Below are 20,586 nucleotides of genomic sequence, written 5' to 3' on the forward strand. Positions count from 1 at the left end.
AGGAGGACCGCCATGGGCGTGACCAACCGGTTGGCCTGTTACTCCGACCCCGCCGACCACTATTCCCACCGAGTACGCATCGTGCTCGCAGAGAAGGGTGTCAGCGCCGAGATCATCAGTGTGGAGGCGGGCCGTCAGCCGCCGAAGCTGATCGAAGTGAACCCTTACGGCAGCTTGCCCACCCTGGTCGATCGTGACCTGGCGTTGTGGGAGTCGACCGTGGTGATGGAATACTTGGATGAGCGTTACCCTCATCCGCCTTTGCTGCCGGTGTACCCGGTGGCGCGTGCCAACAGCCGCCTGCTGATCCATCGGATCCAGCGTGACTGGTGCGGGCTGGTGGATGTGATTCTGGATTCGCGTTCCAAAGAAGCCGCTCGGGTGCAGGCGCGCAAGGAATTGCGTGAGAGCCTCACCGGCGTTTCGCCGTTGTTCGCCGATAAACCTTTTTTCCTCAGTGAGGAACAAAGCTTGGTGGATTGCTGCCTATTACCCATACTCTGGCGCTTGCCGATTCTGGGCATTGAACTGCCACGGCCGGCCAAGCCGTTGCTTGATTACATGGAGCGCCAGTTTGCGCGTGAGGCTTTCCAGGCGAGTCTGTCTGGCGCCGAACGCGATATGCGCTAAGGCTTAAGGAGCCGTTGATGAACTCCAGTCGACCTTACCTGGTCCGCGCGCTCTATGAGTGGATTGTGGACAACGATTGCACCCCGCACATGCTGGTCAATTCCGAATTTCCTGCGGTTCAGGTACCCCAGGGTTTTGCCAGTGACGGGCAAATTGTGCTGAATGTATCGCCCAGTGCCGTGCGCCACCTGCACATGGACAACGAAGCGGTGAGCTTCGAAGGGCGTTTCGGTGGTGTGCCCCATACGCTGTTCGTGCCCATCGGTGCCATCCTCGGGATCTACGCCCGGGAAAATGGCCAGGGCATGGTGTTCGATCTGGAGTCGCCTTTAGAGGATGACGAAACGATCGAAGGCGAAGACGGTGATGATGTACCGCCACCGGATACCGAGCCGCCGCGCCCTAGCGGTCGGCCAAGCTTGAAAGTGGTGAAGTAGGCGGATTTCGCTTACAGACCCATCTGAAAAATGCCCCGACGTCTGTCGGGGCATTTTTTTTGCGTGAAGGATATGGATGAAAGTCGCGCCAGAACGGTGATCGTACAACCACCATGGGCTATGATGCGGTCTTTAGTTCGTCGAGAAAGATGGTTCATCATGGAAAACGCCAGCGCCGCCCCACGTCTTCCCCGCAAGCGCCGCAGCCTTGCCCAGGAATTGGTCACGGTGTTGTCCGAGCAGATCCGCGATGGCCAGCTCAAACGCGGCGACAAGTTGCCCACCGAGTCGGCGATCATGGACGCCCATGGCGTCAGCCGGACGGTGGTGCGTGAAGCCATCTCGCGCCTGCAGGCGGCGGGGCAGGTCGAGACTCGCCATGGTATCGGCACCTTCGTGCTGGACACGCCAAGCCCCAGCGGTTTTCGCATAGACCCGGCCACCGTGGTGACCTTGCGTGATGTGCTGGCGATTCTGGAGTTGCGTATCAGCCTGGAAGTGGAGTCTGCGGGCCTCGCGGCGCTGCGTCGCAGCGATGAGCAACTGGCGGCCATGCGTGCGGCCCTTGATGCCTTGAATGAAAGTGCGGCCCACGCCGGCGATGCGGTGGCGTCGGACTTTGCCTTCCACCTGGAAATTGCGCTGTCTACCGGCAACCGCTACTTCACCGACATCATGACCCACCTGGGCACCAGCATCATTCCGCGTACCCGCCTGAATTCGGCGCGCCTGGCCCATGATGACCAACAGCACTACATGAGCCGCTTGAGCCGCGAACACGAAGAGATCTACGAGGCGATTGCCCGCCAGGATTCGGATGCGGCACGGGCGGCGATGCGCTTGCATTTGACCAACAGTCGCGAGCGACTGCGCCATGCCCATGAAGAGGCAGAGGCGCAGCGGGGCTGATCGTTCCCACGCTCTGCGTGGTAACGCCTCTATGGACGCTCCGCGTCCCGATGCGCGTGAATTTCTCAAGCCCTCGCAGGGTGACGCGGAGCGTCATAGGCTGTATTCCCACGCAGAGCGTGGGAACGATCATGCCAGCCGTTAGTTGGCGGGTTGGTTTGGCTTGTAGTCTTTAAGCAGCAAATACGTACTCCACCCCCACCAATCATTGGTCCAGTGCTTGTCGTTCAAATCGTTGACGTCCTTGCGCCGCAGCACCTTGTCCCCCTCCATCTTGAACAGCGGCGAGAAGTTATTCGCCGGGTTTTGCGCGGCGTTCAGGTCGGGCACATACAGCGGTGCCTTGAATTCAGCCGGGGAGGGCGCGATGCCGCTGATGAAGGTTTCGAAGATTTCATCTGCCGAGGCCTGTACTGCCCGTTTGACCTGCACGCGATTGTCGGCGTCAATGTTGTCGAAGTAGCGCTTGTCGCCGTAGGCATGCCACTGAGCGCCCATGGCATTGCGCACCTTGAGCCCGAATTTACTGTCTTCATCGTGCATGAAGCGGCTGATCAGCGAGCCGAGTTCTCCTGGCGTCACCACTGCCGCCAGTTGTTTACGCGGTACCCGCAGGTGGCCGGCGGAAAACAGATCGGTCAAAAAGTGATCGGCAAAGCTGTTCATGGCGTAAGCCAATTCCAGCGCCTGGTCGGTGCCGGTCTGATGGGCCACCACTGCCTGTTGCAGTGCTGCCGTATGGCCGGCCATGTAGGCCGACAAGGCCCACTCACCGAAGTGGTCGGCGTTGTCCGCTGCCAGTTTCAAGTAGCGGCCCAGTGGCACGAGGGCCGAAACAGCGCTGCCGCCGCCGGTGATGCGGTTCCACTCTTCGGACAACGTATCACCCAGGGCGTCGTAGGCTTCGTGCGGCTGTTTGCCGTCCTTGATCGCCTGGTTGACGGCGTTGATCTCCTTTTGCATCACCACCAGGATCTTCTGCGCTTCTTGCCGTGAAGCGGGCAACACGGCGAGAGAGTTGAAAGCGGCGGTGAAGCGTTGCACGCGCTCGGACGGGGAGTTGCCATCGCTGATCGGTTGGCCGGGGATGCCATAGAAGTCGCCGCCCAGGGCGATTACTTGACCATAGGTCAGCGCGAGCCCGTTGGGCAGGTGCAGTTCGACTTGGCGCGCAGGGATGGCCGGGGCGTCCTTGCTGAAGCGAAGCAGGGTGTCATCGCCGATGGCGGTGTGTTCACCGCCTTCGAAACGCAGGGTAGGCGGGTTTTTTTCGGGTGCTGCGAGTTCAAGACCTGACATGTTAGCTCCTTGCTATGTCGTAGGAATCTTCGGTGATAACTGTATATTCATACAGTTATCAGAATCATAGGTGAGAAATTTCCTACGTCAAGAGCCGCGTCTTAAGCCTTCGCAGGAGTACGCCGGATGAATTGCAGTTGACGAATTTATTTATAGTTGTACGATGACGTACGACATCATCAAAACCAACAACAACCTTTCGTTAGAAAGTCTTCGCCCAGGGTGTTCGAATAATGAATCCACAAGAACTGAAGTCCATCCTCTCCCACGGTCTGCTGTCTTTCCCGGTGACCGATTTCAACGCCCAGGGTGATTTCCACCAGGCGGGTTACATCAAGCGCCTGGAATGGCTGGCCCCTTATGGCGCCAGCGCCTTGTTCGCCGCAGGCGGCACAGGTGAGTTTTTCTCCCTGGCGGCCAGCGAATATTCCCAGGTGGTGAAAACCGCCGTGGATACCTGCGCGTCCAGCGTGCCGATCCTGGCCGGTGTGGGCGGTGCTACCCGCCAAGCCATCGAGTACGCCCAAGAGGCCGAACGCCTCGGCGCCAAAGGGTTGCTGCTGCTGCCGCACTACCTCACCGAAGCCAGCCAGGACGGGGTTGCCGCCCACGTTGAAGCCGTGTGCAAGTCGGTCAAGATCGGCGTGGTGGTGTACAACCGCAATGTCTGCCGCCTGACCGCACCGCTGCTGGAGCGCCTGGCCGAGCGTTGCCCGAACCTGATCGGCTACAAGGATGGCCTGGGTGATATCGAGCTGATGGTGTCGATCCGCCGTCGCCTGGGCGACCGTTTCAGCTACCTCGGTGGCTTGCCGACCGCAGAGGTTTACGCCGCGGCCTACAAGGCCCTTGGCGTGCCGGTGTACTCCTCGGCGGTGTTCAACTTCATCCCCAAGACGGCGATGGATTTCTACCATGCCATTGCCCGCGAAGATCACGCCACCGTCGGCAAGATCATCGACGACTTCTTCCTGCCGTACCTGGATATCCGTAATCGCAAGGCCGGTTACGCGGTGAGCATCGTCAAGGCCGGTGCGAAAATCGTCGGTTATGACGCCGGCCCCGTGCGCACGCCACTGACCGACCTGCTGCCGGAAGAGTACGAAGCCCTCGCCGCGCTGATTGACAAGCAAGGCGCGCAATAAATTATCCACAAGGCCGCTGAGCAATCAGCGGCCTTTTGCGTCAGGAGAAGATTCGTGTCCCAAGCAAAGCGTTTTGAGAACTACATCAATGGTGAATGGGTAACCGGCGCCGACTACTGCACCAACATCAACCCCTCGGATGTGTCCGACGCCATTGGCGAATATGCCAAAGCCGACGTGGCCCAAGTCAACGCGGCCATCGACGCTGCCCGCGCCGCGTTCCCGGCGTGGTCCACCTCCGGTATCCAGGCGCGTCACGATGCGCTGGATAAAGTCGGCAGCGAGATTCTCGCCCGTCGTGAAGAACTCGGCACCCTGCTGGCCCGCGAAGAGGGCAAGACCCTCCCCGAAGCCATTGGTGAAGTGACCCGCGCCGGCAATATTTTCAAATTCTTCGCCGGTGAGTGCCTGCGCCTGTCGGGCGATTACGTGCCTTCGGTGCGCCCGGGCGTCAACGTTGAAGTGACCCGCGAAGCCCTAGGTGTGGTGGGCCTGATCACCCCGTGGAACTTCCCGATCGCCATCCCCGCGTGGAAAATCGCCCCGGCCCTGGCCTACGGCAACTGCGTGGTGATCAAGCCTGCCGAGCTGGTGCCGGGCTGCGCCTGGGCCTTGGCCGAAATCATCTCCCGCGCCGGTTTCCCCACCGGTGTGTTCAACCTGGTGATGGGCAGTGGCCGTGTGGTCGGCGACGTGCTGGTCAACAGCCCGAAAGTCGATGGCATCAGTTTCACCGGGTCTGTAGGTGTTGGGCGTCAGATCGCCGTCAGCTGTGTATCGCGCCAGGCCAAGGTGCAGTTGGAGATGGGTGGCAAGAACCCGCAGATCATTCTCGACGATGCCGACCTCAAGCAGGCCGTCGAGCTGTCGGTACAGAGTGCGTTCTACTCCACCGGCCAGCGTTGCACCGCGTCGAGCCGCTTGATTGTCACCGCGGGGATCCACGACCAGTTTGTCGCCGCCATGGCCGAGCGCATGAAGTCGATCAAGGTCGGCCACGCTTTGCATAGTGGTACCGACATTGGCCCGGTGGTGTCCCAGGCCCAGTTGGATCAGGACATGAAATACATCGACATCGGCCAGAGCGAAGGCGCCCGGCTGGTGAGCGGTGGCGGCCTGGTCACCTGCGACACCGAAGGCTATTACCTGGCGCCCACACTGTTTGCCGACAGTGAAGCGGCGATGCGCATCAGCCGTGAAGAGATCTTCGGCCCGGTGGCCAACGTGGTGCGCGTGGCGGACTACGAGGCGGCGCTGGCCATGGCCAATGACACCGAGTTCGGCTTGTCGGCCGGCATCGCCACCACCTCGCTCAAATATGCCAACCACTTCAAGCGCCACTCCCAGGCTGGGATGGTGATGGTCAACCTGCCGACGGCGGGGGTGGATTACCACGTTCCATTTGGTGGCCGTAAGGGCTCATCCTACGGTTCGCGTGAGCAAGGTCGCTATGCGCAAGAGTTCTACACCGTGGTGAAAACCAGCTACATCGGTTCGTAACACGCAGCACCCCGTGGCACCGGCTCCAGGTGGGAGCTGGCTTGCCTGCGATAGCCTCACCTCGGTCTCGCTGACACACCGAGGTGCCTGCATCGCGGGCAAGCCCGGCTCCCACATAGTGCGGTTTCCAGGGCAAAAAAAATGATTACCCGCAAAAAAAATAATTAGTGGGAGTACTTCTACATGCAAGCGACCAAGCCGACCCATGTCCGCTATTTGATCCTGCTCATGCTGTTCCTGGTGACCACGATCAACTACGCCGACCGGGCCACCATCGCTATCGCCGGCTCCAGCCTGCAAAAAGACCTCGGCATCGACGCGGTCACCCTCGGTTATATCTTCTCTGCATTCGGTTGGGCCTACGTGGCCGGGCAAATTCCCGGTGGCTGGCTGCTCGACCGTTTCGGCTCGAAAAAAGTCTATGCCCTGAGCATCTTCACCTGGTCGCTGTTCACCGTGCTGCAAGGCTATGTCGGTGAGTTTGGCGTCTCCACTGCGGTGGTCGCGCTGTTCATGCTGCGCTTTATGGTGGGCTTGGCCGAGGCGCCGTCGTTTCCGGGAAATGCCCGTATTGTTGCGGCGTGGTTTCCTACGGCGGAACGCGGCACTGCGTCGGCGATCTTCAACTCGGCCCAGTATTTCGCCACGGTGTTGTTCGCGCCGTTGATGGGCTGGATCGTCTATCGCTTTGGCTGGCAGCACGTGTTTATCGTGATGGGCGTGATCGGCATTGTTTTCTCGCTGATCTGGCTGAAAGTTATCCACAGCCCGCGCCAGCATCCGATGATCAACGAGGCCGAGTTCAATCACATCGCCGCCAATGGCGCGATGGTCGATATGGATCAGGACAAGGGCAAGGGTAAGAAAACCGACGGGCCGAAGTGGGATTACATCCGCCAGCTCCTGACCAACCGCATGATGCTCGGCGTCTACCTGGGCCAGTACTGCATCAACGGCATCACCTACTTCTTCCTGACCTGGTTTCCGGTGTACCTGGTGCAGGAGCGTGGCATGACCATCCTCAAGGCCGGATTCATTGCCTCGTTACCGGCGATCTGCGGCTTTATCGGCGGGGTGCTCGGCGGGGTGATTTCCGACTACCTGCTGCGCAAAGGCCATTCGCTGACCTTCGCACGCAAGGCGCCGATCATCGGTGGCCTGCTGATTTCCAGCAGCATCGTGGCGTGCAATTACGTGGACATCGAATGGATGGTGGTGGGCTTCATGGCCTTGGCCTTCTTCGGCAAAGGCGTTGGCGCATTGGGTTGGGCAGTGGTGTCCGACACTTCGCCGAAACAAATCGCCGGGCTCAGTGGCGGCTTGTTCAACACCTTCGGTAACCTGGCGTCGATCACCACGCCGATTGTGATTGGCTACATCATCAGCACCACCGGCTCGTTCAAATGGGCCCTGGTGTTCGTCGGCGCCAACGCGCTGGTGGCGGTGTTCAGTTACCTGGTGATTGTCGGCCCGATCAAGCGCGTGGTGCTCAAGGAGCCGCCTACCCAGGGCCCTGAGTTGACCAACCTTTCTCAAGCGCATTCCTGAGGTTCGTGTGATGCAGTTGATTGAACATGCCGACTCGCCGCGCTCGATACGTTTGCACGAGCGCGACAATGTGGTGATCGTGGTGAACGATCAAGGGGTACCCGCCGGTACCGAGTTTCCCGACGGCCTGGTCACCGTGGATTTCATCCCGCAGAGCCACAAGGTGACGCTGGAAGACATCCCCGAGGGCGGCCAGATTATTCGCTACGGCCAGACCATCGGTTATGCCCTGGCGCCGATTCCTCGCGGCAGTTGGGTGCAGGAGGACCAGTTGCGCATGCCCACCGCACCGCCGCTGGACAGCTTGCCGCTGTCCACCGAGGTGCCTGAAACCCAGGCGCCCCTGGAGGGGTTTACCTTCGAGGGCTATCGCAATGCGGACGGCACCGTGGGCACGCGCAATATCCTCGGCATTACCACCACCGTGCAATGCGTGACCGGCGTGCTGGACCATGCGGTCAAGCGCATCAAGGACGAGTTGCTGCCCAACTACCCGCATGTCGATGACGTGGTGGCGCTGACCCACAGCTACGGCTGCGGCGTGGCGATTACGGCGACGGATGCCTATATCCCCATCCGCACCGTGCGCAACCTGGCGCGCAACCCCAACCTGGGCGGCGAGGCCTTGGTGATCAGCCTGGGCTGCGAAAAGCTTCAGGCAGGGCAGGTGATGCACGATAACGACAGCTCCGTGGACCTCAGCGAGCCATGGCTGTATCGCTTGCAGGATTCCAGCCACGGCTTTACTGAAATGATCGAGCAGATCATGGCCCTGGCCGACGTGCGCTTGAAGAAACTCGACCAGCGCCGCCGCGAAACCGTGCCGGCCTCCGAGTTGATCCTGGGCATGCAGTGCGGCGGCAGCGATGCGTTTTCCGGGATCACTGCCAACCCGGCGCTGGGGTATGCCTCGGATCTGTTACTGCGCGCTGGCGCGACGGTGATGTTTTCCGAAGTGACTGAAGTACGTGACGCGATTTACCTGCTGACCTCACGCGCGCAGAACCAGGACGTCGCCCGCGAGCTGGTCAGGGAAATGGACTGGTACGACCGTTATCTGGCCAAGGGCGAGGCAGACCGCAGCGCCAATACCACCCCGGGTAACAAGAAGGGCGGGCTGTCGAATATTGTCGAGAAGTCGTTGGGCTCCATCGTCAAATCCGGCAGCAGTGCCATCAACGGCGTGCTTGGCCCTGGCGAGCGCTTCAAGGAAAAGGGCCTGATCTTTTGCGCCACACCGGCCAGTGATTTTGTCTGCGGCACCTTGCAACTGGCGGCGGGGATGAACCTGCACGTGTTCACCACCGGGCGCGGCACGCCGTACGGGCTGGCGATGGCGCCGGTGGTGAAGGTCTCCACCCGCACCGAACTGGCCCAGCGTTGGCCGGACCTGATCGATATCGACGCCGGGCGCATTGCGACGGGTCGGGCGAGTATCGAGGAGCTGGGTTGGGAGCTGTTCCACTTCTATCTGGATGTGGCCAGCGGCAAGAAGCAGACCTGGGCAGAGCGGCATAAGCTGCATAACGACATCACGCTGTTCAACCCGGCGCCGATTACCTGAAACCAGGCGCTAACCTGTGGGAGCTGGCTTGCCTGCGATAGCGGTGCATCAATTATGAGTGCATCGGCTGACATATCGCCATCGCAGGCAAGCCAGCTCCCACATTTGAATGGCGTTGCCCACACGAACCCGCTCGGACTGGCTTATCATTAGCCAACTAACGACGCCCACCAAGGTTCTCCCCGGCATGCTGGCAATCTTCCTCACCACCCTCACCATCACCGCGCCGGTGTTTGCCATGCTGTTCCTGGGCGTGTTTCTAAAGCGCATCAACTGGATCAATGACAACTTTATCCACACCGCATCGTCCCTGGTGTTCAACGTGGCCATGCCGGCGCTGCTGTTCCTTGGCATTCTGCATGCCGACCTGCACTCGGCGCTCAAGCCGGGCCTGCTCATCTACTTCTGCGTCGCCACCCTGGTGAGCTTTGCCGTGGCCTGGGGTTGGGCGATCTTTCGCTGCAAGCGCGAAGACCGAGGCATCTACGCCCAAGGCGCGTTTCGTGGCAATAACGGGGTCATCGGCCTGGCACTGGCGGCCAGTATGTACGGCGACTACGGTATATCGCTGGGCGCGATCCTCGCCGCGCTGGTGATCCTCTTTTACAACACGCTGTCGACCATTGTGCTAGCGGTCTATAGCCCGGTGATCAAGTCCGACCCGTGGAGCATCTTCAAAAGTGTATTGGCCAACCCGCTGATTATCAGCGTGATCGTCGCCACGCCGTTCGCGTACTTCCAGATCGGCGTGCCCGGCTGGCTTGAGAAATCCTTGCAGTACCTGTCCGATACCACGTTGCCGCTGGCGTTGATTTGCATCGGTGGCACCTTGTCCATGGCCGCGCTGCGCAAGAGCGGCAACATGGCATTGAGCGCGAGCCTGATGAAGATGATCTGGCTACCAGTGATCGCCACGTTGGGCGCTTGGTTGCTGGGGTTCCGAGGGCCGGAGTTGGGGATTCTGTTTCTGTATTTCGGCGCGCCGACCGCCGCCGCAAGCTTTGTGATGGCTCGGGCGGCGCAGGGTAATCATGAGCTGGCGGCCGCGATTATCGTGATCACCACGTTGATGGCGGCGGTGACCACGAATATCGGGATTTTTGTGTTGCAGGCGGGTGGTTGGATCTGAAATCGGCGGGCAGCTTGAGGCCCTATCGCAGCGATGCGGCGACCCGACAAGCCAGCTCCCACATGTGGACGTGTGAATACCCTCAAGTGTGGGAGCTGGCTTGCCTGCGATAGCTACAGGACAGTCACTGCTGATCGGCCTGATACGCCTCAATCACTTCCTGCGCCGCCCGAAACGCATCAATCGCCGCCGGCACCCCTGCATACACCGCGCAATGCAGCAGCGCTTCGCGGATCTCCTCCACCGTACAGCCATTATTCAGCGCACCGCGCACATGGCCCTTGAGTTCCTGCGGGCACTTGAGGGCGGTGAGGGCGGCGAGGGTGATCAGGCTGCGGGTCTTGAGCGGTAACCCTTCGCGGTTCCAGACGCTGCCCCACGCGTGCTCATTGACGAAGTCCTGCAGCGGTTGGGTGAACGCCGTGGCATTACCCAGGGCGCGGTCGACGAACGCATCGCCCATGACCTGGCGACGTACTTCAACCCCGGGTTTTTTCTGTTCGGTCATTGCGATTCCCTCTTGTGTTGGCGGTGCCAGGCGCGCAGTGAGGTGAACAACAGCAGAGCCCCTAACGCTGGCAGGACGTAATACAGCATCAATTGTTCAAGCTTGTTGGCCAGCGGCATGCCAGTGGTGAAGGCCATGACATGCAGACCGTACGCCAGGTACAGCCCCAGCAGCACCAGCCCTTCGATACGTGTTACCCGATAGCCGGTATAGAACACCGGCAGGCACAGGATGATGGCGCCGAGCATCACCGGTAAATCGAAGTCCAGGGCGTTGGGCGAGACCGACAGCGGCGTCGGCGCCACCAGTGCGGTGAAGCCCAGCACGCCGAGCAGGTTGAACAGGTTGCTGCCGATCACGTTGCCCACGGCGATCTCCCGTTCGCCACGCAACGCGGCGATCAGCGACGTGGCAAGGCACGGCAGCGAGGTGCCGACGCCGATCAACGTGAGGCCGATGACGCGCTCCGACAATCCGAGATCGCCCGCTACATCCACCGCTGCGCCGAGCAACAAATGCCCGGCCAGCACCAGCACCAGCAAACCGCCGAGCATCAGCAGCACACTGCTCAGCCATGGCGCCTTCGCCACGGTGTCCAGAGTGCGCGGGCGGCGGGAATGACGCGTCTGGTAGTGCAATACGCCTAGGTAGGCCACCAGCGCCACCAGCAGCACGGCGCCATCGAAGGGCGTCAGCATTTCGTTAGCCGCCAGGATAAATACCAGCAGGCCGGCGACGATCATCACCGGGATATCTACGCGCACCAGTTGCCGCGAGACCCGCAACGGAATGATCAGTGCGGACAAACCCAGGGTCACGAGGATGTTGAAGATACTGCTGCCGATGACACTGCCCACAGCGATATCCGTGTTGCCGGCCAGCGTGGCCTGAAGGCTGACGGTCATCTGCGGCGCACTGCTGCCGAAGGCGACGATGCTCAAGCCGATGATCAGTGGCCGCACCTTGAGGCTCGCCGCCAGGCGTACTGCGGCGCGTACCAGGATTTCAGCGCCGATGATCAGCAAGATCAGGCCGCCCACCAGTTCGAGCAGGCTCCAGGGTGAGAGGGCGTTCAATCCGAAAATGCTCAAGGCTGCCTCGATCAGTTGTTCAGGGCTTGCACGCGTACCCGTGCGGTACCGCTGCGCAGCATGCGCAACTGCTCGGCAGCTTTGCGTGAAACGTCGATCAGGCGGCCACGGGTATGCGGGCCGCGATCAGTGATACGCACCACGACAGAACGGTTGTTGTCGAGGTTGGTCACCTTGACCTGCGTACCGAAGGGCAGGCGCCGATGGGCGGCGGTCAAGGCGTTCTGGTTGAAAGGTTCACCGCTGGCGGTTTTCTTGCCATGGTGCTTGGCGCCGTAATAGGACGCGGTGCCGGTTTCGTCGTAGCCGTTGGGGTCGATGAGGCCGCTGGCGCAACCGGCCAGCAGGGAGGACAGGGCCAGGAGGCCGAGTAGACGCTTCATTTCAAGATGTCCCCGTTGGATCGTTCCCACGCAGAGCGTGGGAACGATCATGGATCAGCCTTCGAGCTTGCTTTTGAGCAGTTCGTTCACCTGTTGCGGGTTGGCTTTGCCCTTGGAGGCTTTCATCGCCTGGCCGACAAAGAAGCCGAACATCTTGCCGCGCTTGGTTTCGTCTGCGGCGCGGTATTGCTCGACCTGTTCGGCATTAGCCGCGAGCATTTCATCGAGGACGGCCGAGATCGCGCCGCTGTCGGTGACTTGCTTGAGGCCACGCTTCTCGATGATCTCGTCGGCATTGCCTTCACCGGCGGCCATCGCTTCGAACACGGTCTTGGCAATTTTGCCGGAGATGGTGTTGTCCTTGATGCGCAGCAGCATGCCACCCAGTTGTTCGGCGGTGACCGGCGCTTCGTCGATTTCCAGGCCCTGTTTGTTCAACAGGCTGCCCAGCTCGACCATCACCCAGTTGGCCGCCAGCTTGGCGTCCCCGGCAATGCTCACGACTTTTTCGAAGTAGTTGGCTTGTTCACGGCTGGAGGCCAGGACGCTGGCATCGTAGACCGACAGGCCGAACTGCTCCTGGAAGCGCTCGCGTTTTTGCTGCGGCAGTTCCGGCAGGGTGGCGCGGATGTCATTGAGGAAGGAATCCTCCAGCACCACTGGCAACAGGTCAGGGTCGGGGAAGTAACGGTAGTCGTTGGCTTCCTCTTTGCTGCGCATGGCGCGGGTTTCGTCTTTGTTCGGATCGTACAGGCGCGTTTGCTGGATCACCTTGCCGCCGTCCTCGATCAGCTCGATCTGGCGACGTACTTCGCTGTTGATCGCCTTCTCGATGAAGCGGAACGAGTTGACGTTCTTGATCTCGCAGCGGGTGCCGAACTCGACCTGGCCCTTGGGGCGGATCGACACGTTGCAGTCGCAACGCAGCGAGCCTTCGGCCATGTTGCCGTCGCAGATGCCCAGGTAGCGCACCAGCGCGTGGATGGTCTTGACGTAGGCCACGGCTTCCTTGGCGCTGCGCATGTCCGGCTCGGACACGATCTCCAGCAGCGGCGTGCCAGCACGGTTCAGGTCGATACCGGTAGCGCCCGGGAATTCTTCGTGCAGGCTTTTGCCGGCGTCTTCCTCCAGGTGTGCACGGGTGACGCCGACGCGCTTGATGGTGCCGTCTTCCAGGGGAATGTCCAGGTGGCCCTTGCCGACAATCGGCAGTTCCATCTGGCTGATCTGGTAGCCCTTGGGCAGGTCCGGGTAGAAGTAGTTCTTGCGCGCAAACACGTTGTGCTGGCCGATTTCGGCGTCAATCGCCAAGCCGAACATCACGGCCATGCGCACCGCTTCCTGGTTCAGCACCGGCAGCACGCCGGGCATGCCCAGGTCGACCAGGCTGGCCTGGGTATTGGGCTCGGAGCCGAACGTGGTGGCGCTACCGGAGAAAATCTTCGATTGGGTGGCGAGCTGGGTATGAATCTCCAGCCCGATCACAACTTCCCATTGCATAGTGTTCTCCTCAGAAGCCGGTAGGGGTGCGGGTGTGCCAGTCGGTGTTCAACTGGTACTGGTGCGCCACATTGAGCAGGCGGCCTTCCTGGAAATATGGGGCGAGCAATTGCACGCCCACCGGCAGGCCATCGACGAAACCTGCGGGCATGGACAAGCCCGGCAAGCCCGCGAGGTTGGCGGTGATGGTGTAGAGGTCTTCCAGGTACTCGGCGATCGGGTCGCCGGTCTTGGCGCCGATCTTCCACGCCAGGTTTGGCGCGGTCGGGCCGAGGATCACATCGACTTCTTCAAAGGCGGCCATGAAATCGTTCTTGATCAGGCGACGGATTTTTTGCGCCTTGAGGTAGTACGCGTCGTAGTAGCCGGCGGACAGGGCGTAGGCCCCGACCATGATCCGGCGCTGCACTTCACTGCCGAAGCCTTCGCCGCGGGAGCGTTTGTACAGGTCGGTGAGGTCTTTCGGGTTCTCGCAGCGGTAGCCGAAGCGCACGCCGTCGAAACGCGACAGGTTGGAAGAGGCCTCTGCTGGCGCGATCACGTAGTAGGCGGGAATCGCGTGCTGGTTGTTCGGCAGGCTGATTTCCTTGATCACGGCGCCAAGCTTTTCGAGCTCTTTGATGCTGTTTTGCACCAGTTCGGCGATACGCGGGTCGAGGCCGGCGCTGAAGTATTCCTTCGGCACGCCGATGCGCAGGCCCTTGATCGAGGTGTTCAGGCTGGCGCTGTAGTCCGGCACTGGCTCGTCGATGCTGGTGGAGTCCTGTTTATCGAAGCCTGCCATGCCTTGTAACAATATTGCGCAGTCTTCAGCCGTGCGTGCCAGGGGGCCGCCCTGATCGAGACTTGAGGCGTAGGCGATCATGCCCCAGCGGGAAACGCGACCGTAGGTCGGCTTCAGGCCGGTGAGGTTGGTGAAGGCGGCTGGCTGGCGGATCGAACCGCCGGTATCGGTGGCGGTAGCGGCCGGCAGGAAGCGCGCGGCCACGGCCGCCGCCGAACCACCGGACGAACCACCCGGGACGTGTTCCAGGTTCCACGGGTTTTTCACCGCGCCGTAGTAGCTGGACTCGTTGGCCGAACCCATGGCGAATTCGTCCATGTTGGTCTTGCCCAGGGTCACGGCGCCGGCGGCGGCCAGCTTGGCGACCACAGTGGCGTCGTAGGGGGCCTTGAAGTTGTCGAGCATCTTCGAGCCGCAGCTGGTGCGAATGCCCTGGGTGCAGAACAGGTCCTTGTGGGCGATCGGTGCGCCGAGCAGCGCACCGTTCTCACCGTTGGCGCGACGGGCGTCGGCGGCCTTGGCCTGGCTCAGGGCCAGCTCCTCGGTGAGGCTGATGAAGCTGTTGACCTTCGGATCGAGCGCGGCGATACGCGCCAGCAAGGTCTGGGTCAGCTCTTCGGAAGAAAACGATTTGTCGGCGAGACCGCGGGCGATCTCGGCCAGAGTCATGTGATGCATGAAAGGCTCTTTCCCTTTAGTCGATGACTTTCGGAACCAGGTACAGGCCGTTTTCGACCGCTGGCGCGATGGACTGGTAGGCCTCGCGATTATTGCGTTCGGTCACGACGTCTGCGCGCAGGCGCTGGCTGGCTTCCAGTGGGTGAGCCAGGGGCTCGATGCCGTCGGTATTCACGGCCTGCATTTGGTCGACCAGCCCGAGAATGCTGTTCAGGGCTGCGGTGGTCTGTGGAAGATCGGCATCATTAAGGCCAAGCGAGGCCAAATGTGCGATTTTTTCCACGTCGGAGCGTTCAAGCGCCATGGGATTCTCCAGTGGAAAACAGAACGGAGGGCGTCCGTGTGTTAGATTGTCGGAACACTACCGCATTTCTACGGTCATAAGGCCGCGATTGTGGGGGTTGGTGCACAGAAAGTCGGCCAATTTAGCACATTGGCGCCTTGCCCAAAATCCCTGTCGTTGTTAGAGTTTGCCGCACTTTTTTACCCACGCGTTGCCTAGGGTCCTTTCCCCATGTTCAAGAAACTGCGTGGCATGTTTTCCAGCGATCTCTCCATTGACCTGGGCACTGCCAACACCCTTATTTACGTGCGCGAGCGCGGTATCGTTCTGAATGAGCCATCGGTTGTGGCCATTCGGACCCATGGTAATCAGAAAAGTGTCGTTGCCGTTGGCACCGAGGCCAAGCGCATGCTCGGCCGTACACCAGGCAATATTGCTGCCATTCGTCCGATGAAGGATGGCGTGATCGCCGATTTCAGCGTCTGCGAAAAGATGCTGCAGTACTTCATCAACAAAGTTCACGAAAACAGTTTCCTGCAGCCCAGCCCTCGCGTGCTGATCTGCGTTCCGTGCAAGTCTACCCAGGTGGAGCGTCGCGCCATCCGTGAATCGGCCCTTGGCGCCGGTGCCCGTGAAGTATTCCTGATCGAAGAGCCAATGGCGGCTGCGATCGGTGCCGGCCTGCCGGTGGAAGAAGCGCGCGGTTCGATGGTGGTGGATATCGGTGGTGGTACTACCGAAATCGCCCTGATTTCCCTGAACGGTGTGGTGTATGCCGAATCCGTGCGCGTGGGCGGCGACCGCTTCGACGAAGCGATCATCACTTATGTGCGTCGTAACTACGGCAGCCTGATCGGCGAATCCACCGCCGAGCGCATCAAGCAGGAAATCGGCACCGCTTACCCAGGCGGTGAAGTGCGCGAAGTCGATGTGCGCGGTCGCAACCTGGCCGAAGGCGTTCCACGTGCCTTCACCCTGAACTCCAATGAAGTGCTGGAGGCTCTGCAAGAGTCCCTGGCCACCATCGTTCAGGCGGTGAAAAGTGCCCTGGAGCAATCGCCGCCGGAGCTGGCTTCCGATATTGCCGAGCGTGGCCTGGTACTGACCGGTGGTGGCGCCTTGCTGCGCGACCTCGACAAGTTGCTGGCCCAGGAAACCGGCCTGCCAGTGATCGTCGCCGAAGACCCGCTGACCTGCGTTGCCCGTGGCGGTGGTCGTGCGCTGGAAATGATGGATAAACACACCATGGACCTGCTCTCCAGCGAATAAGATTGCCTGGATGGTTCATGCTTCGTCGGCAGGCAGCACTTTGCAGTGCTGCCTGTTGGCGTTTATCTTCTTCAATCTGCATCCAGGCCGGTTTGATGCCGTATGAATAAAGAGAACATTTGCCTGGGAGGAGCGGCTTATTAAACCGCTTTTCGCCAAAGGCCCCTCATTGGGTGTGCGCTTATTGGTGCTGACCGTGCTTTCGGTCGCGCTGATGGTGGTCGATGCCCGCTTTGCACTGCTCAAGCCGGTGCGCAGCCAGATGTCGCTGGTGTTGATGCAGACCTACTGGATCACCGACCTGCCGCAACGTCTCTTCCAGGGCGTGTCCAGCCAATTTGGCAGCCGCACCGAACTGGTCGCCGAGAACGAGAAACTCAAGACTGAAAACCTGCTGTTGCAGGGGCGCATGCAAAAGCTGGCGGCCCTCACCGAGCAGAACGTTCGGCTGCGCGAGTTGCTCAATTCTTCCGCGCTGGTCAACGAAAAGGTCGAAGTGGCCGAGCTGATCGGCATGGACCCCAACCCCTTTACACACCGCATCATCATCAACAAGGGTGAGCGCGACGGTGTGGTGCTTGGCCAGCCGGTGCTCGATGCCCGTGGCCTGATGGGTCAGGTGGTGGAGTTGATGCCCTACACCTCGCGGGTGCTGTTGCTGACGGATACGACCCACAGCATTCCGGTACAGGTCAACCGTAACGGCTTGCGCGCAATTGCCAGCGGCACCGGTAACCCGGAACGCCTGGAGCTGCGCCATGTGGCGGACACCGCTGACATCAAGGAAGGCGACCTGTTGGTCAGCTCTGGCCTGGGCCAGCGCTTCCCGGCGGGTTATCCGGTGGCGACGGTCAAAGAGGTGATCCACGATTCCGGCCAGCCGTTCGCTATCGTTCGGGCGGTACCGACTGCCGCGCTGAACCGCAGCCGTTACCTGCTGCTGGTGTTCAGCGACAACCGCACCCCGGAAGAGCGCGCTAACGACGCTGCCCAGGCCCAGGAAGCGGAGGACCAGCAGAATGGCACCGCGCCTATCGTGCCGGCCACGGTGCCAAAACCTGCTTTTGTTGGTCCGCCTGCACCCGCGCCAGCCACGTCACCTGCACCGGCAGCACCTGTGGCAACGCCGGCCAAACCTGCCGCGCATAACGCGCGCCCGGCTAAACCGACCGCCGCTCCGGCCACCACACCGCAGAGGGGGGACTAATGGCGGGTACTCATTCACGCAATGGCTGGATCGTCTGGCTGACCTTCGCCATCGGCTTGCTGCTCAGCGTTTCGCCGCTGCCGCAGTTCATGGAAATCCTGCGCCCGCTCTGGCTGGCCTTGTTGCTGGCGTTCTGGTCATTGAACCTGCCGCACAAGGTGGGCATGGTCACGGCCATGTGCCTGGGGTTGGCCGAAGATGTGCTGTATGGCACCTTGCTGGGCCAGAACGCGTTGATCCTGACACTGATTACCTTCCTGGTGCTGTCGTTGCAACAGCGCCTGCGCATGTTCCCGATGTGGCAGCAGTGCCTGGTGATCCTGGTGATCTTCGGCCTGGCGCAGTTGGTGCAACTGTGGCTGAGCGCCTTGACCGGCAACCGTCAGCCTACGCTGGCGTTGGTCTTGCCGGCGCTGGTCAGTGCATTGTTGTGGCCCTGGATCAGTTTTGGCCTGCGCGGGCTGCGTCGTCGCTATAAAATCAATTGAATGGTTGCGAGGCTCTGCCTGGTTATCGAACTCAACAGGGAGAGGCTGCAATGAATTCGCTTTACCTGGCCTCGGGCTCCCCGCGGCGACGTGAACTGTTGACCCAGATCGGTGTGCCCTTCACCGTGGTCAGCGCCGCTATTGATGAAACCCCTCTTGCCAACGAGCCTGCCGTTGCCTATGTCGAGCGTCTTGCGCGCGGCAAGGCGACGGCGGGTTTTTTTGCGCTTGGCCAAACCCTGGGCGCCTGTGTATTGGGCGCCGATACGGCTGTGATCGTGGATGGCCAGATCCTGGGCAAGCCCGTTGACCAGGCCGATGCGCTGGCGATGCTGATGGCGCTTTCCGGTCGAGAACATGAAGTGCTCACCGCCATCGCCCTGACTGACGGCCAGCGTTGCGAAACCCGATGTGTAAGCAGTCGTGTACGTTTTCGCGAGGTTTCTGTTCAGGAGGCTACCGCCTACTGGCACAGTGGTGAACCGCAGGACAAGGCCGGCGGCTATGCTATCCAGGGGTTGGGTTCGGTGTTCGTTGCCGGGCTCAATGGCAGTTATTCCGCGGTGGTGGGCCTGCCTGTGTGCGAAACCGCGCAACTCCTGGCGCAATTCGGCATACCCTGTTGGCAAAACCTTACCGTGCGCTGAACGTCGTCCTCCAGCGCCCAGCCTTAAGCGACCGGTCACTATTGTGAAAACGCCTGAACGAGACCCAGCCATGAGTGAAGAGATTCTGATCAATATCACGCCGATGGAATCGCGCGTGGCGGTGGTAGAGAACGGTGTTCTGCAAGAAGTGCATGTCGAGCGCACCCAGAAGCGCGGGATTGTCGGCAATATCTACAAAGGCAAGGTGGTGCGCGTACTGCCAGGTATGCAGGCGGCATTCGTCGATATCGGCCTGGACCGCGCTGCGTTTATCCACGCTTCGGAAATTTCCCTGCGTGAAGGCCCTGCGGTAGAAAGCATCAGCGCCCTGGTGCACGAAGGGCAGAGCCTGGTGGTACAAGTCACCAAGGACCCAATCGGTTCCAAAGGCGCACGCTTGACCACCCAGTTGTCGATCCCCTCGCGCTACCTGGTGTACATGCCGCGCACCGCCCATGTCGGCATTTCCCTGAAGATCGAAGACGAAGCCGAGCGCGAACGCCTGAAAAAAGTAGTCAGCGACTGCGTGGCTGCCGAGGGCATCAAGGAAGCGGGCGGTTTTATCCTGCGTACGGCCGCTGAAGGCGCCGGTGCCGACGAAATTCTCATGGATATTCGCTACCTGCGGCGCCTGTGGGACCAGATCGACGCACAGATCAAAACCATCGGTGCGCCCAGCGTCATCTATGAAGACCTGGGCCTGGCGCTGCGCACGCTGCGCGACCTGGTCAGCCCGAAGATCGAGAAAATCCGCATCGACTCGCGGGAAACCTTCCAGCGCACCACGCAATTTGTCGCTGAGTTGATGCCAGAAATTGCCGATCGCCTGGAACACTACCCCGGCGAGCGGCCGATCTTCGACCTGTATGGCGTCGAAGACGAAATCCAGAAAGCCTTGGAGCGCAAGGTGCCACTCAAGTCCGGCGGCTACCTGGTAGTAGACCCGGCAGAAGCCATGACCACCATCGACGTCAATACCGGTGCCTTCGTGGGCCATCGCAACCTTGAAGAGACGATCTTCAAGACCAACCTCGAAGCGGCCACGGCCATCGCTCGTCAACTGCGCCTGCGTAACCTGGGCGGCATCATCATCATCGACTTCATCGACATGGAAGATGAAGAGCACCAGCGCCAGGTGCTGCGTACGCTTGAAAAACAACTGGAGCGCGATCACGCCAAGACCAACATCATCGGCATCACTGAGTTGGGCCTGGTGCAGATGACCCGCAAGCGCACGCGCGAAAGCCTGGAACAGGTACTGTGCGAACCGTGCAGCAGTTGCCAGGGGCGCGGCAAATTGAAGACCCCGGAAACGGTTTGCTACGAGATTTTCCGCGAGATCCTGCGGGAGGCACGCGCCTATCAGGCCGAAGGTTATAGAGTGCTTGCCAATCAGAAGGTGGTGGATCGCCTGCTGGACGAAGAGTCCGGTAACGTCGCCGAGCTGGAAAGTTTTATCGGTCGCACGATTCGCTTCCAGGTCGAAACCATGTATTCCCAGGAACAATACGACGTGGTGTTGCTCTGATCCCCAACTGTGCACTTTCTTCGAGACCGGCAGACCTTGATCTGCCGTCCGCTAACCGT

20 protein-coding genes are annotated in these 20,586 nt (G+C 60.7%); 13 read left to right on the forward strand and 7 right to left on the reverse strand.

The window, feature by feature from the left end:
- The first annotated feature begins 12 nt into the window (after window positions 1-12).
- The 3 genes from AC07S6_RS13305 to AC07S6_RS13315 all read left to right on the forward strand — a co-directional run bounded on the left by AC07S6_RS13305 (window position 13) and on the right by AC07S6_RS13315 (window position 1,976).
- On the forward strand, window positions 13-630 hold the full coding sequence (locus AC07S6_RS13305; protein ID WP_003188529.1) for a glutathione S-transferase N-terminal domain-containing protein: 618 nt from the start codon (window positions 13-15) through the stop codon (window positions 628-630).
- A gap of 17 nt (window positions 631-647) precedes the next feature.
- Window positions 648-1,067 carry a ClpXP protease specificity-enhancing factor gene (locus AC07S6_RS13310; RefSeq protein ID WP_014716912.1) on the forward strand — a complete coding sequence of 140 codons (420 nt, stop codon included), beginning with the start codon at window positions 648-650 and terminating at the stop codon, window positions 1,065-1,067.
- 159 nt (window positions 1,068-1,226) lie between these two features.
- Complete coding sequence (locus tag AC07S6_RS13315; RefSeq protein WP_003188534.1) at window positions 1,227-1,976, forward strand: FadR/GntR family transcriptional regulator; 750 nt, start codon at window positions 1,227-1,229, stop codon at window positions 1,974-1,976.
- A 141-nt stretch (window positions 1,977-2,117) separates the two neighbouring features.
- Here AC07S6_RS13315 and AC07S6_RS13320 read toward each other — a convergent pair whose 3' ends face one another.
- A complete protein-coding gene (locus tag AC07S6_RS13320) occupies window positions 2,118-3,275 on the reverse strand; it encodes a phospholipase (protein ID WP_495112469.1) in 1,158 nt (385 codons plus the stop codon).
- A 233-nt stretch (window positions 3,276-3,508) separates the two neighbouring features.
- Here AC07S6_RS13320 and kdgD point away from each other — a divergent pair, with 233 nt between their 5' ends.
- The 5 genes from kdgD (at window position 3,509) to AC07S6_RS13345 (ending at window position 10,161) form a co-directional block, all read left to right on the forward strand.
- The gene (gene kdgD / locus AC07S6_RS13325) at window positions 3,509-4,420 is read left to right on the forward strand and encodes a 5-dehydro-4-deoxyglucarate dehydratase (protein ID WP_003188537.1); all 912 of its coding nucleotides are present in this window, start codon (window positions 3,509-3,511) and stop codon (window positions 4,418-4,420) included.
- A gap of 54 nt (window positions 4,421-4,474) precedes the next feature.
- Window positions 4,475-5,920 (forward strand): aldehyde dehydrogenase family protein, encoded by a 1,446-nt coding sequence (locus AC07S6_RS13330; RefSeq protein ID WP_495112470.1) that lies wholly within the window; start codon window positions 4,475-4,477, stop codon window positions 5,918-5,920.
- 183 nt (window positions 5,921-6,103) lie between these two features.
- Window positions 6,104-7,468 (forward strand): MFS transporter, encoded by a 1,365-nt coding sequence (locus AC07S6_RS13335; protein WP_003188541.1) that lies wholly within the window; start codon window positions 6,104-6,106, stop codon window positions 7,466-7,468.
- A gap of 10 nt (window positions 7,469-7,478) precedes the next feature.
- Window positions 7,479-9,032, forward strand: a complete 1,554-nt coding sequence (gene garD, locus AC07S6_RS13340) for a galactarate dehydratase (protein ID WP_495112471.1) — start codon at window positions 7,479-7,481, stop codon at window positions 9,030-9,032.
- Between the two features lie 187 nt (window positions 9,033-9,219).
- Window positions 9,220-10,161 (forward strand): AEC family transporter, encoded by a 942-nt coding sequence (locus AC07S6_RS13345; RefSeq protein WP_034126295.1) that lies wholly within the window; start codon window positions 9,220-9,222, stop codon window positions 10,159-10,161.
- Window positions 10,162-10,285: 124 nt separating this feature from the next.
- Here AC07S6_RS13345 and AC07S6_RS13350 read toward each other — a convergent pair whose 3' ends face one another.
- Genes AC07S6_RS13350 through gatC form a run of 6 tightly spaced genes read right to left on the reverse strand, consistent with a single transcriptional unit; the run spans window position 10,286 to window position 15,409 of the window.
- Complete coding sequence (locus AC07S6_RS13350; protein WP_034126296.1) at window positions 10,286-10,669, reverse strand: carboxymuconolactone decarboxylase family protein; 384 nt, start codon at window positions 10,667-10,669, stop codon at window positions 10,286-10,288.
- Window positions 10,666-11,712 carry a calcium/sodium antiporter gene (locus AC07S6_RS13355; RefSeq protein ID WP_186607427.1) on the reverse strand — a complete coding sequence of 349 codons (1,047 nt, stop codon included), beginning with the start codon at window positions 11,710-11,712 and terminating at the stop codon, window positions 10,666-10,668. The genes AC07S6_RS13350 and AC07S6_RS13355 overlap by 4 nt, the downstream gene beginning before the upstream one ends.
- Before the next feature lie 59 nt (window positions 11,713-11,771).
- Window positions 11,772-12,143 carry a septal ring lytic transglycosylase RlpA family protein gene (locus AC07S6_RS13360; RefSeq protein WP_034126298.1) on the reverse strand — a complete coding sequence of 124 codons (372 nt, stop codon included), beginning with the start codon at window positions 12,141-12,143 and terminating at the stop codon, window positions 11,772-11,774.
- Between the two features lie 54 nt (window positions 12,144-12,197).
- Complete coding sequence (gene gatB, locus AC07S6_RS13365; RefSeq protein WP_495112472.1) at window positions 12,198-13,643, reverse strand: Asp-tRNA(Asn)/Glu-tRNA(Gln) amidotransferase subunit GatB; 1,446 nt, start codon at window positions 13,641-13,643, stop codon at window positions 12,198-12,200.
- A gap of 10 nt (window positions 13,644-13,653) precedes the next feature.
- Window positions 13,654-15,105, reverse strand: coding sequence for an Asp-tRNA(Asn)/Glu-tRNA(Gln) amidotransferase subunit GatA (gene gatA / locus AC07S6_RS13370; RefSeq protein WP_014716920.1), 1,452 nt, complete (start codon window positions 15,103-15,105; stop codon window positions 13,654-13,656).
- A 16-nt stretch (window positions 15,106-15,121) separates the two neighbouring features.
- Window positions 15,122-15,409 (reverse strand): Asp-tRNA(Asn)/Glu-tRNA(Gln) amidotransferase subunit GatC, encoded by a 288-nt coding sequence (gene gatC / locus AC07S6_RS13375; protein WP_003188556.1) that lies wholly within the window; start codon window positions 15,407-15,409, stop codon window positions 15,122-15,124.
- A 210-nt stretch (window positions 15,410-15,619) separates the two neighbouring features.
- Between gatC and mreB the strand changes: the two genes are divergently transcribed.
- The 5 genes from mreB to rng all read left to right on the forward strand — a co-directional run bounded on the left by mreB (window position 15,620) and on the right by rng (window position 20,527).
- The gene (gene mreB / locus AC07S6_RS13380; protein WP_002555108.1) at window positions 15,620-16,657 is read left to right on the forward strand and encodes a rod shape-determining protein MreB; all 1,038 of its coding nucleotides are present in this window, start codon (window positions 15,620-15,622) and stop codon (window positions 16,655-16,657) included.
- 139 nt (window positions 16,658-16,796) lie between these two features.
- Window positions 16,797-17,864 (forward strand): rod shape-determining protein MreC, encoded by a 1,068-nt coding sequence (gene mreC, locus AC07S6_RS13385; RefSeq protein WP_073451631.1) that lies wholly within the window; start codon window positions 16,797-16,799, stop codon window positions 17,862-17,864.
- Entirely contained in the window at window positions 17,864-18,352 is a 489-nt protein-coding gene (gene mreD, locus AC07S6_RS13390) for a rod shape-determining protein MreD (protein WP_003188558.1), read from the forward strand. The genes mreC and mreD overlap by 1 nt, the downstream gene beginning before the upstream one ends.
- Window positions 18,353-18,402: 50 nt before the next feature.
- On the forward strand, window positions 18,403-18,999 hold the full coding sequence (locus AC07S6_RS13395) for a Maf family protein (RefSeq protein ID WP_259038636.1): 597 nt from the start codon (window positions 18,403-18,405) through the stop codon (window positions 18,997-18,999).
- A gap of 70 nt (window positions 19,000-19,069) precedes the next feature.
- Entirely contained in the window at window positions 19,070-20,527 is a 1,458-nt protein-coding gene (rng, locus tag AC07S6_RS13400) for a ribonuclease G (protein ID WP_003188562.1), read from the forward strand.
- Window positions 20,528-20,586: the final 59 nt, after the last annotated feature.

This window comes from Pseudomonas sp. GW821-FHT07B01 (assembly GCF_059419065.1).

Bases quoted from the DNA above. Each gene is read 5' to 3' on its own strand.
- AC07S6_RS13305 (WP_003188529.1), top strand. From the start codon at position 13: ATGGGCGTGACCAACCGGTTGGCCTGTTACTCCGACCCCGCCGACCAC.
- rng (WP_003188562.1), top strand. From the start codon at position 19,070: ATGAGTGAAGAGATTCTGATCAATATCACGCCGATGGAATCGCGCGTG.
- AC07S6_RS13345 (WP_034126295.1), top strand. From the start codon at position 9,220: ATGCTGGCAATCTTCCTCACCACCCTCACCATCACCGCGCCGGTGTTT.
- AC07S6_RS13320 (WP_495112469.1), bottom strand. From the start codon at position 3,275: ATGTCAGGTCTTGAACTCGCAGCACCCGAAAAAAACCCGCCTACCCTG.
- gatC (WP_003188556.1), bottom strand. From the start codon at position 15,409: ATGGCGCTTGAACGCTCCGACGTGGAAAAAATCGCACATTTGGCCTCG.
- gatB (WP_495112472.1), bottom strand. From the start codon at position 13,643: ATGCAATGGGAAGTTGTGATCGGGCTGGAGATTCATACCCAGCTCGCC.
- AC07S6_RS13395 (WP_259038636.1), top strand. From the start codon at position 18,403: ATGAATTCGCTTTACCTGGCCTCGGGCTCCCCGCGGCGACGTGAACTG.
- gatA (WP_014716920.1), bottom strand. From the start codon at position 15,105: ATGCATCACATGACTCTGGCCGAGATCGCCCGCGGTCTCGCCGACAAA.
- AC07S6_RS13335 (WP_003188541.1), top strand. From the start codon at position 6,104: ATGCAAGCGACCAAGCCGACCCATGTCCGCTATTTGATCCTGCTCATG.
- AC07S6_RS13350 (WP_034126296.1), bottom strand. From the start codon at position 10,669: ATGACCGAACAGAAAAAACCCGGGGTTGAAGTACGTCGCCAGGTCATG.
- mreD (WP_003188558.1), top strand. From the start codon at position 17,864: ATGGCGGGTACTCATTCACGCAATGGCTGGATCGTCTGGCTGACCTTC.
- garD (WP_495112471.1), top strand. From the start codon at position 7,479: ATGCAGTTGATTGAACATGCCGACTCGCCGCGCTCGATACGTTTGCAC.
- kdgD (WP_003188537.1), top strand. From the start codon at position 3,509: ATGAATCCACAAGAACTGAAGTCCATCCTCTCCCACGGTCTGCTGTCT.
- AC07S6_RS13310 (WP_014716912.1), top strand. From the start codon at position 648: ATGAACTCCAGTCGACCTTACCTGGTCCGCGCGCTCTATGAGTGGATT.
- AC07S6_RS13315 (WP_003188534.1), top strand. From the start codon at position 1,227: ATGGAAAACGCCAGCGCCGCCCCACGTCTTCCCCGCAAGCGCCGCAGC.
- AC07S6_RS13360 (WP_034126298.1), bottom strand. From the start codon at position 12,143: ATGAAGCGTCTACTCGGCCTCCTGGCCCTGTCCTCCCTGCTGGCCGGT.
- mreB (WP_002555108.1), top strand. From the start codon at position 15,620: ATGTTCAAGAAACTGCGTGGCATGTTTTCCAGCGATCTCTCCATTGAC.